Below are 10857 nucleotides of genomic sequence, written 5' to 3' on the forward strand. Positions count from 1 at the left end.
TAATGGAATGGTCAACTATCGGTACCTCGGAAACAGCGGACTCAAGGTCTCGGAGATCACCTACGGCAACTGGGTGACGCACGCCTCGCAGATCGACGACAGCGCCGCGATCGCGACGGTGCACGCGGCGCTGGATGCCGGGATCACGACGTTCGACACGGCTGACACGTATGCGAACACCGCCGCCGAGGTCGTCCTGGGCAAGGCGCTGTCGGGTCAGCGCCGCGAGGGGCTGGAGCTGTTCACCAAGGTGTACTGGCCGGTCGGGCCGAAGGGGCCGAACGACGCCGGCCTGTCGCGCAAGCACATCCTGGAGGGGATCAACGGATCGCTTGCGGCGACTGGGGGTCGACTACGTCGACCTGTACCAGGCCCACCGCTACGACTACGAGACCCCGCTGGAGGAGACGATGCAGGCGTTCGCCGACGTCGTCCGTCAGGGCAAGGCGCTGTACATCGGCGTGAGCGAGTGGACGGCCGAGCAGCTGCGCGAGGCATCCGCCCTGGCGGTGCAGCTGCATGTGCCGCTGATCTCGAACCAGCCGCAGTACTCGATGCTGTGGCGGGTCATCGAGGAGAAGGTCGTGCCGGCCAGCGAAGAGGTCGGCATCTCGCAGATCGTGTGGTCGCCGATGGCGCAGGGCGTGCTCAGCGGCAAGTACCTCCCCGGCGAGCCCGTGCCCGAGGGGTCGCGCGCGACCGATGAGAACAGCGGAGCCGCGTTCATCCGGCGCTTCCTGCGCGACGATGTGCTCACGGCGGTGCAGAAGCTGAAGCCCATCGCAGCCGAGGCCGGCCTGACGATGCCGCAGCTGGCGATCGCGTGGGTGCTGCAGAACCCGAACGTGGCCTCGGCGCTGGTGGGGGCATCCCGCCCCGAGCAGATCGCGTCGAACGTGGCCGCGTCCGGAGTGACGCTGGATGCCGCCGCCCTCGCGGCGATCGACGCCGCGCTGGGTGACGTCGTCGTGCGCGACCCGCAGAAGACGTACGAGGTGTCGCCGAAGACGCGACCGGCCTGATGATCCGCAGCGCGGGGCTCCTCCTGCATCGCCGCACAGGCGGTGCGCTCGAGGTGTTCATCGCGCACATGGGCGGCCCGTTCTGGGCGCGCAAGGATGCCGCGGCCTGGTCGATCCCCAAGGGCGAGTTCGACCCGGACCTCGAGACGGCGGCGGATGCCGCGGAGCGCGAGTTCCGCGAGGAGCTCGGCGTCGACCCGCCCGACGGGCCCCGCATCGAACTCGGCACCTGGGCGTACTCCTCGGGCAAGCGGGTGACGGTGTTCGCCGTCGACGGCACCGGGTTCACGGCATCCGTGTTCACCTACGGCACGTTCGAGCTGGAATGGCCGCCGCACTCGGGCACCCGGCACGCGTTCGGAGAGGTCGACCGGGCGGAGTGGACGCCGATCCAGAGCGCCCGGACGCGGCTCGTGAAGGGCCAGCGGCCGGCCCTGGACGCACTGGTGGACGCCGGCGACTAGCAGAGTGTCGGCGGTCCGTGGCACTCTAGTACGTCCGCGCACTCGCGCGATCCCCCTCTGGAGTCCTCCGTGCTCGCGAAAGTCCTTTTCCGCTATCTCAAGACCTACCGCTGGCGCTGCTGGCGGTGCTCGTGTTCCAGTTCGCGTCGGTCATGGCGCAGCTGTACCTGCCGCGGCTGAACGCCGACATCATCGACAAGGGCGTCGCCGTCGGCGACACCGCCTTCATCTGGTCGCACGGCGGCTTCATGCTGCTGATCTCGCTCGGCCAGATCGTCGCGTCCATCATCGCCACCTACTTCGCCGCCCGGGCCGCGATGGCCACGGGCCGTGACATCCGCCGCGACGTCTACGACCGGGTGAGCTCGTTCTCCGAGCGCGAGATCTCGGGCTTCGGCGCCGGCTCGCTGATCACCCGCAACACCAACGACGTGCAGCAGGTGCAGATGCTGGCGATGATGGGCGCGACCATGCTGGTCACGGCCCCGCTGCTGGCCATCGGCGGGATCATCATGGCGCTCGAGCAGGACGTCGGACTGAGCTGGCTGATCGCCGTCTCAGTGCCCCTTCTGCTGCTGCTGGCGATCGTGGTGGTCAGCCGGATGGTGCCGCTGTTCCGCCGCTACCAGCTCAAGCTCGACGCGGTGAACCGCATCATGCGCGAACAGCTCACCGGCGTGCGCGTGGTGCGCGCGTTCGTGCGGGAGCGGATCGAAGAGGACCGCTTCCGCGGTGCGAACACCGACATCATGGTGATCGGCCGCCGGGTCGGATCGCTGTTCGTGATCCTGTTCCCGCTGGCGATGCTCGTGCTGAACCTCACCGTGGTGGGCGTCATCTGGTTCGGCGGCATCGCGGTCAACGACGGCGACGTGCAGATCGGCACGCTGTTCGCGTTCATGCAGTACGTCGGGCAGATCCTGATGGGCGTGCTGATGGCCAGCTTCATGACGATCATGATCCCGCGGGCGGCGGTCTCGGCCGAGCGCATCGGCGAGGTGCTCGACACCGACAGCTCGCTCGCCCGCCCGGACGCCCCGGTGGCCGCCTTCCCGCAGCGCGGCGCCGTCGAGTTCGACCACGTCACCTTCGCCTACCCGGGGGCGGACGAGCCGGTCCTCAAGGACATCTCGTTCCGGGCCGAGCCGGGCGAGACGGTCGCGATCGTCGGCTCCACCGGCGCCGGCAAGACCACGCTGGTCTCGCTCATCCCGCGCCTGTTCGATGCGACCTCCGGCGCCGTCCGGGTCGCCGGCGTCGACGTGCGCGAGGCCGACCTCGATCAGATGTGGAAGGGGATCGGGCTGGTCCCGCAGCGCCCGTTCCTGTTCACCGGGACGATCGCCTCGAACCTGCGCTTCGGCCGAGAAGAGGCCACCGACGCCGAGCTGTGGGCGGCGCTGGAGATCGCCCAGGGCCGCGACTTCGTCGCCGAGAAGGACGGCGGGCTGTCGGCGCGCATCGCCCAGGGCGGCACGAACGTCTCGGGCGGGCAACGGCAGCGGCTGGCGATCGCGCGCGCGATCGTGCACCAGCCCGACATCCTGATCTTCGACGACTCGTTCTCGGCCCTGGACCTGTCCACCGACGCCCGGCTCAGACACGCCCTCTGGGAGCGGATGCCGGAGGTGACCAAGATCGTCGTCGCGCAAGCGCGTGTCCACCATCACCGACGCCGACCGGATCGTCGTCCTCGACGACGGCCGGGTGGTCGGCATCGGAACGCACGACGAACTGCTGCAGACCTGCTCCACCTACAAAGAGATCGTCGACTCGCAGCTGGGAGTGCAGGCATGAGCGCGCCGGACATGCTCACCGAAGAGGAGCGGCTCGAACAGGAGCTCGCCGAGCAGGCGCGGCTGAACGCCGACGATTGGAGCGGCGGGGTCGCGCCCGGCAAGGCCGCGAACTTCCGCGCCAGCTTCACCCGGATGATCGGACTGCTGCGGCCGCACTGGATCGCCTTCTCCCTGGTCTCGCTAGCCGGAGCGATCGGCGTCGCCCTGGCCGTGATCGCACCGAAGGTGCTCGGCGAGGCGACCAACATCATCTTCGAGGGCGTCATCTCGGCCGCGCTCGGGGCGAACTTCCCCGCGGGGGCGTCCCAGCAGCAGGTCGTCGACGCGCTCGAGCAGGCGGGGCAGACCGACATCGCCAACATGGTGGCCGCGTTCAGCGACTTCCACGTCGGCGCCGGGGTCGACTTCGAGCGGTTGCGCTACATCATCGCCTGGGTCCTGGTCATCTACGTGGCCTCCGCGCTGCTCGAGCTGGGTGCAGGGCTATGTGATCAACGTGATCATGGTCCGCACCATGTGGCGACTGCGCGAAGAGGTCGAGGCGAAGCTGAACCGGCTTGCCGCTGTCGTACTTCGACAAGGTGCAGCGCGGCGAGCTGATCTCGCGGGTCACCAACGACATCGACAACATCACCCAGACGATGCAGCAGTCCCTGTCGGGCGCGCTGACCAGCGTGCTGACGGTGGTCGGCGTGCTGATCATGATGTTCACCATCTCGTGGCAGCTGGCCCTGGTCGCGCTGGTCTCGCTGCCGCTGATGGCGGTCATCTTCGGGGTCATCGGCCCGAAGTCGCAGAAGGCGTTCAACACGCAGTGGCGCAAGGTCGGGCGACTGAACGCCCGCGTCGAGGAGTCGTTCTCGGGCCACGCGCTGGTCCAGGTGTTCGGCCGCGAGCGCGACTCGCGCGAGAAGTTCGCCGATGAGAACGAGGAGCTGTTCCAGGCCTCGTTCAAGGCGCAGTTCCTGTCCGGCATCATCATGCCCGGCATGATGTTCATCGGCAGCCTGACCTACGTGGGCATCGCGGTGCTGGGCGGACTGATGGTCGCGTCCGGCAATCTGCGGCTCGGCGATGTGCAGGCGTTCATCCAGTACTCGCAGCAGTTCACCCAGCCGCTGTCCGAGCTGGGCGGCATGGCCGCGGTCGTGCAGTCCGGCACGGCGTCGGCCGAGCGGGTGTTCCAGCTGCTGGATGCCGACGAGCAGGAGCCGGATTCCGACGACGCGCCCGCGCTCCGAGCCGGGCGCCGGGGTGATCGAGTTCGAGGGGGTGCGCTTCGCGTACGACCCCGAGCATCCGCTCATCCGCGATCTCTCGTTCCGGGTCGAACCGGGGCAGACCGTCGCGATCGTCGGACCGACCGGGGCCGGCAAGACGACGCTGGTGAACCTGCTGATGCGGTTCTACGAGCTGGACGGCGGCCGGATCCTGCTGGACGGGCAGGACATCGGCGCGCTCACCCGCGACGACGTGCGCAGCCGCACCGGCATGGTGCTGCAGGACCCCTGGCTGTTCGCCGGCACGATCCGGGAGAACATCCGGTACGGGCGCGAGTCGGCCACCGACGACGAGATCGTCGCCGCGGCCACCGCGACCCGGGTCGACCGGTTCGTGCACTCGCTGCCGGACGGGTACGACACCGTGCTGGACGAGGACGCGTCGAACGTCTCGGCGGGCGAGAAGCAGCTGATCACCATCGCCCGCGCGTTCGTGGCACAGCCGTCGGTGCTGATCCTGGACGAGGCGACCAGCTCGGTCGACACCCGCACCGAGCTCGCTGCAGCACGCGATGGCGGTGCCTGCGCCAGGGCCGCACCTCGTTCGTGATCGCCCACCGGCTCTCCACCATCCGCGACGCCGACCTCATCCTCGTGATGGAGCACGGCGACATCGTCGAGCAGGGCACGCACGACGAGCTGATCGCGCGCGAGGGCGCGTACTGGCGGCTGTATCAGGCCCAGTTCGAGCAGGCCGCGACCGACATCGACGCCGAAGAGGCGCTGATGGCCGTCGCGACCGGCACGGTGTCGGTCCTCGAGGCAGGCGGCGAGACCGAGTCGGCCTGACTCCGACGGGCCGGAGGGTGCTCAGGCGCCCTCCGGCCCGTTCCGCTCGGCCTCCCACTCCTGCACCAGTTCCGGCATCCGCCGGGCCATGAACCGCAGGAACGAGGACATCTCGGCCGCATGGACCGCGGCATCCGGGTCGTCCTGCGCGGCCCGGATCCCGTCGATCAGGTCGGCGAGCCGGTTGTACACCGGGGCGTTGGCCGTCATCACGCCGAACCACGAGTCCGAGACGACTTCGTAGCGATCGCGCCGATGCCCGGGCCGGGAACGTCGGCGGATGAAGTGCAGCGTCTGCAGATACCGCACCGCGCCCGACACGGCGGCGGCGCTCACGCCGAGACGATCGCCGAGCTCGGCGGCGGTGTAGCCGCCGTCGGGAGCGGCCAGCAGCGCCATCAGCACCCGGGCCGGCATGCGGGGCATGCCGGCGGCCGTCATCACGGCCGCCGCCTCTTCGGCCTGCTCGCTCGCTCGGTGCTGGCTCATCACATCGAATCTATCCGTCGGCGGCCAGTTGGCGCCGCCGCATCAGGGTGAGGGATGCGGCGGCCCCGACCACGACCGCGGCGATGAGCCACCACAGCCCCCGCACGTCCACGTCGCTGCCCGAGACCACCGGCGTCACGCCGAACGGCGAGAAGTTCGTGGTCCACTCGGGCAGGCCGAACAGCGGGCCGAACATCCCCAGCATCGTGGCGATCAGCGCAGCGCCCAGGCGAGCCCGATCGTCGCGCGGGGCAGGAGCACGAACACCAGCGCGGTGACGACCGTGAACACGGATGCCGCCACGAACTCGCCGCCGCCGTCCACGAGCACCGTGCGGTACAGGTCGCCGTCGCCGCCGGCCGCGGCCAGCCCCAGGAATCCGGCGGCGACGGCGGCCACGACGATGATCAGCACCGCACAGCTGGCGACGATGAGGTAGTCGGCGAGCCAGCGCACGCGGCCGACCAGCGTTCCCAGCACCGGCTCTGCGGTGCCGTGGGCCTCCTCCTGCCGGGCGCGGACGACCGTCTGGACCGCGCAGCACCCGGCCACGATGCCGAGCATCGTGAAGAAGACCGTCACGACCGCCTCGTCGATCGAGCCCGACTGCGAGAGCTTCGTGATGATGTCGGCCACCGCGGGGTTCGAACCGGCGACCTGGTCGACGATGCCGCCCAAGCTCGTCGCGAGGATGCCGGTCAGCGCCCCGCCGATCGCCCACCCGATGATCGAGCCGGACGCCAGGCGCCACACCAGCGCGTGCGACGTCGACAGTGCCGGCCGCGCATGCACCCGTCCCTGCCGCCCCACGAGGAAGCTCGCGTCGATGTCGCGGACCGACTGCAGGACGGTGGCCAGCACGCTCAGCCCGAGCCCGACCCCGACCGCCAGCAGCACCGGCCACCAGGTGCCCTCATCGAACGGACGCGTCTGCTCGGCCCAGCCGAACGGCGAGATCCAGGCCGGCCAGCTGCTGGTGATGTGCGTCAGGTCGTCGCTGGGCGTGCCCGCGGCGTTGCCGATTCCGCGCAGCAGGAACGTGCCCACCAGGACCCAGATGGTGATGGAGTTGGCCGCACGCGAGGTGCGGGCCAGCTGGGCGGCGATCAGCCCGATGCCCAGGAAGGCGATGCCGGTGGCGCCGGCGGCGGCACCGGCCAGCCAGGATCCGGCAGGGCCCAGCCCGGTGGAGATCAGCGCCAGGGCGGTGAGGATGGCGAGCACGACGCTGGCGAGCACGCCGTGCACGATCGTGGCCAGGGTGGGCATCGTGCGGCCCGCCGGGGTCGCCGACAGCAGCTCGGTCCGGCCCGCCTCCTCGTCGCCGCGGGTGTGCCGCACCGCCAGGAACGTCGTCATCAGCGCCGCGAGGATCGCCAGCCAGGGCAGGATCTCGAATGCCAGGAACGCGCCCTCGCTCGGGCCGGACGGCAGGCCGCGGAACATCAGGATGACCGGGTTGGCGACGGCGGCGGCGAGGATGTTCTGCCGGTCGGCGAGGGTGGAGTAGGACTGGGTCACTCCGGCGTAGCCGGCGTAGGCCATCAGGGCGGTGCCGACGATCCACGGCAGCAGCTCGAGCCAGTCCCGGCGCACGCGCTGGCGCAGCAGAGCGGTCAGCCGCCTCATCGCTCGGCCCCGGCCGTCTCGAGCTCGGCGACGTCGTCGCCGTAGTGCCGCAGGAACAGCTCCTCCAGCGACGGCGGCGCCACGCGCAGCCCCTCCACGCCCAGCTGCGCCAGCGCCGGCAGGGTCTGCGCGATCTTGTCGCTGTCCACCGTGAACCGCGCCCGTCCCTCCTGCACCGACGGGTCGTGGGCGCCGGGGATCGCGGCCAGACGCTCGGCGACCTGCCCGTCGGCGGCGAACGACACCTCGGTGCGCGTGAGGTGGCGCAGCTCGGCCAGCGTCCCCGACTCGACGATCCGTCCCGCGCGGATGATCGAGAGGCGATCGCACAGCTTGCTCGACCTCGGAGAGGATGTGGCTGGACAGCAGCACCGTGGCACCGGCATCCCGCACCCGGGCCACTTCGCGGTGGAAGGTCACCGACATCAGCGGGTCCAGTCCGCTGGTCGGCTCGTCGAGGATGTACAGGTCGGCCGGCACGGCGAACGCCGCGATCAGCGCGACCTTCTGCCGGTTGCCCTTCGAATAGCTTGCGCCCCTTCTTGCGGGGGTCGAACTGGAACTCGGCCATCAGCCGCTCGCGCTCGGCGCGATAGGCCCGGTCGGCGCGGGGGGTGCCGCGCAGGCGGACGAGCAGGTCGACGGCTTCGCCGCCACTGAGGTTCGGCCAGACGCTGACGTCGCCGGGCACATACGCGGTGTGCCGATGGATGGCGACGGCATCCGTCCAGGGGTCCATCCCGAACACGGATGCCGCCCCCGACGTCTTGCGTGCAAGGCCCAGCAGCACGCGGATGGTGGTGGTCTTCCCCGCGCCGTTCGGGCCGAGGAAGCCGTGCACCGCACCGGCGTCGACGCGGAGGTCGAGGCCGTCGAGGGCGTGGACGCGACCGTAGTGCTTGTGCAGGTCGCCGGTGTCGATCACTGTGGTCATGGATGGCGAGTGTACGCCGATTTCACAAATTAGTGAATACTCTGAAATGACGCGGGATGACGTCACGAAACGTCACACCGGCACCAGCGGCCGCTCGCCCTGCATAGCATCGGGCTCACCCAGTCTTCTCTCAGAAACGGACTCGCATGAGCACCAAGACCGCGTCACGCGACGCCAAGGCAGAGCGCGGACCTGCCCGGCGCCTGCTCACCAACTTCGGATTCCAGATCCTCATCGCCCTCGTCCTCGGCATCGTGCTGGGACTGTGGGCGCTGTCGATCGGCGACGACAGCGCCGGCAACCCGAACGGGCTGGCCGCGACCCTCGGCGTGATCGGCTCGTCGTACGTCACGCTGCTGAAGGCGGCGGTCGTGCCGCTGATCTTCGCCGCGATCGTCTCGAGCATCTCGAACCTGCGCCGGGTGCGCAACGCCGCGCGCCTGGCCGGGCAGACGCTGCTGTGGTTCGCCATCACCGCCTTCATCGCGGTCTCGATCGGCATCGTGCTGGGCCTGGTCATCCAGCCCGGCAACCGCGCCGGCGAGGGACTGCAGACCGGCGAGCCGCACTCGGTGGGCACCTGGTGGAACTTCCTCATCGGGCTGATCCCGCAGAACTTCCTCGGGCTTGCAGGTCTCCAGCTCGCTGGACGGAGACAGCGTCAGCTCGGCGGTCGGGTTCAACATCCTGCAGGTCATCGTGGTCAGCGCCGTCATCGGCATCGCCGCGCTGAAGGCCGGCCGGAAGGCCGAGCCGTTCCTGGCGGTCGTCGAGTCGTTCCTGAAGATCATCCAGCGGGTGCTCTGGTGGATCATCCGCATCGCTCCGATCGGCACCCTGGGCCTGATCGCGAGCGCGGTCGTCAACTACGGCTGGGAGAAGCTCGCGTCGCTGATCTGGTTCGCGGTCGCCGTCTACGTGGGTCTGGCCATCGTCCTGTTCGTCGTGTACCCGATCCTGGTCAAGACGCACGGGCTGTCGATCCGGCAGTACTACTCGGGCGTGTGGCCGGCGGTGCAGCTCGGCTTCGTGAGCCGCTCGTCGATCGGCACGCTGCCGGTGACCGAGCGGGTCACCGAGCGCAACCTCGGCGTGCCGCGTTCGTACGCCTCGTTCGCGGTGCCGTTCGGCGCCACGACGAAGATGGACGGCTGCGCCGCCATCTACCCGGCCATCGCCGCGATCTTCGTCGCGCAGTTCTTCGGTGTCGCGCTCACGCCGATCCAGTACATCCTGATCATCGTGGTGGCGGTGTTCGGATCGGCGGCGACCGCCGGCACCACCGGCGCGACCGTGATGCTCACGCTCACGCTGTCCACGCTCGGCCTTCCGCTGGAGGGCGTCGGCCTGCTGCTGGCGATCGACCCGATCCTGGACATGGGGCGTACCGCGGTCAACGTCGCCGGGCAGGCGCTGGTGCCGACGATCGTCGCCAAGCGCGAGCACATCATCGACCTCGACCTGTACAACGCCCCGCGTGCGGGACTGCCGTTCGCCGACGACAGCGACATCGACGAGGCCGAGCTGCGGGTCACCGATGAGGCCGCGGGCCTGGTCGACGACGAGTCGGAGAAGGCCACGGTCTGACATCCGGCGCACAACGGGGCGCGGCATCCATCATCGGGTGGATGCCGCGCCCCGTCCGTTGCCGGCTGTCACTCCCTCGACATCCCGACGTGCATGATAAGTGCATGCTAGCCTCATGATATGAGCACGCTGCAGGTTCGCAACCTTCCGGACGATCTTCACGCCAAGCTGGGGGAGCGCTCGGCCCGGCTGGGCATCTCGATGTCGGAGTACGTGACGCGCGTGCTCCGCGTCGACCTCGACCGCCCGCTGTTCGACGACTGGGCCACCGAGGCGCGGGCGGCCGGCGCGGCGCGTGCGATCGATGTGCTGGGATCGCTCGACGGGGCTCGCGGCGAGTACGACCCGGACGCCGCATGAGGCGCGTCGTCGACGCGAGCGCGCTCGTGGACGCCATCCTTCCCACGCTGCAGCGCGACGCTGCGCTGGCTGCCCTGCAGGGATGCGAACTGTGGGCGCCGGCGATCATCGACCTCGAGGTGCTGTCGACGCTGTGGCGCCTTGTGCGCGCAGGCGAGATCAGCGCCGACGAGGCCGAACGCGCCATTGCGCTTGCATCGGAGCGTCCCGATCCGCCGCGTCGACGACGCCTTGATCACGGCCGAGGCGTGGGCACTGCGCGCATCGCTGCGCATCAGCGATGCGTTCTACGTCGCCGCAGCGCGCCTGCTCGACGCCGACCTGCTCACCTCGGACGCGCGGCTGTCGAACGCGCCGGTGCTCGGCGTCACGGTGGTCCTGCTGCGCTGACCGCCTCCTCAGCCGCCCGGGCAGTCGCCACTCGGCACCGATGCCAGGTCCGACAGAATGTATACGGTATCGCCGGTCAGCGGCACCCGCGCGCCAGTGATGGGAGGTTGTGTA

Annotated in this window: 4 protein-coding genes and 6 pseudogenes; 7 read left to right on the forward strand and 3 right to left on the reverse strand. The window is 69.8% G+C overall.

Translation table 11 applies throughout. The features are described 5' to 3' along the window. Positions 1 to 7: 7 nt before the first annotated feature. The 4 genes and pseudogenes from L2X98_RS12225 (at position 8) to L2X98_RS22340 (ending at position 5354) form a co-directional block, all read left to right on the forward strand. Positions 8 to 1022 (forward strand): annotated as a pseudogene (locus L2X98_RS12225) (aldo/keto reductase family protein). Further along, positions 1019 to 1486 carry an NUDIX hydrolase gene (locus L2X98_RS12230; protein ID WP_259613307.1) on the forward strand — a complete coding sequence of 156 codons (468 nt, stop codon included), beginning with the start codon at positions 1019 to 1021 and terminating at the stop codon, positions 1484 to 1486. The pseudogene L2X98_RS12225 and the gene L2X98_RS12230 overlap by 4 nt, the downstream one beginning before the upstream one ends. A gap of 69 nt (positions 1487 to 1555) precedes the next feature. Continuing rightward, positions 1556 to 3283, forward strand: a pseudogene (locus tag L2X98_RS12235) (ABC transporter ATP-binding protein). Beyond that, positions 3280 to 5354 (forward strand): annotated as a pseudogene (locus L2X98_RS22340) (ABC transporter ATP-binding protein). Before L2X98_RS12235 ends, L2X98_RS22340 begins: the two co-directional pseudogenes overlap by 4 nt. 21 nt (positions 5355 to 5375) lie before the next feature. On the opposite strand, the gene L2X98_RS12245 reads toward L2X98_RS22340, so the two are convergent. The 3 genes and pseudogenes from L2X98_RS12245 to L2X98_RS12260 form a co-directional block, all read right to left on the reverse strand. Next, the gene (locus tag L2X98_RS12245) at positions 5376 to 5843 is read right to left on the reverse strand and encodes a GbsR/MarR family transcriptional regulator (RefSeq protein ID WP_259611081.1); all 468 of its coding nucleotides are present in this window, start codon (positions 5841 to 5843) and stop codon (positions 5376 to 5378) included. Positions 5844 to 5853: 10 nt separating this feature from the next. Then, a pseudogene (locus tag L2X98_RS12255) lies at positions 5854 to 7472 on the reverse strand (ABC transporter permease). Continuing rightward, positions 7469 to 8406 (reverse strand): annotated as a pseudogene (locus L2X98_RS12260) (ABC transporter ATP-binding protein). Before L2X98_RS12260 ends, L2X98_RS12255 begins: the two co-directional pseudogenes overlap by 4 nt. Positions 8407 to 8552: 146 nt before the next feature. Here L2X98_RS12260 and L2X98_RS12265 point away from each other — a divergent pair. The 3 genes and pseudogenes from L2X98_RS12265 to L2X98_RS12275 all read left to right on the forward strand — a co-directional run bounded on the left by L2X98_RS12265 (position 8553) and on the right by L2X98_RS12275 (position 10743). Then, positions 8553 to 9993: pseudogene (locus L2X98_RS12265) on the forward strand (dicarboxylate/amino acid:cation symporter). 120 nt (positions 9994 to 10113) lie between these two features. Then, a complete protein-coding gene (locus L2X98_RS12270; RefSeq protein WP_259611084.1) occupies positions 10114 to 10353 on the forward strand; it encodes a FitA-like ribbon-helix-helix domain-containing protein in 240 nt (79 codons plus the stop codon). Positions 10354 to 10584: 231 nt separating this feature from the next. After that, a complete protein-coding gene (locus L2X98_RS12275) occupies positions 10585 to 10743 on the forward strand; it encodes a PIN domain-containing protein (protein ID WP_259611085.1) in 159 nt (52 codons plus the stop codon). The last annotated feature ends 114 nt before the right edge of the window (positions 10744 to 10857 follow it).

Source organism: Microbacterium elymi (genome assembly GCF_021582895.2).
In the GTDB taxonomy this organism is placed as follows: Bacteria; Actinomycetota; Actinomycetes; order Actinomycetales; family Microbacteriaceae; genus Microbacterium; species Microbacterium humicola.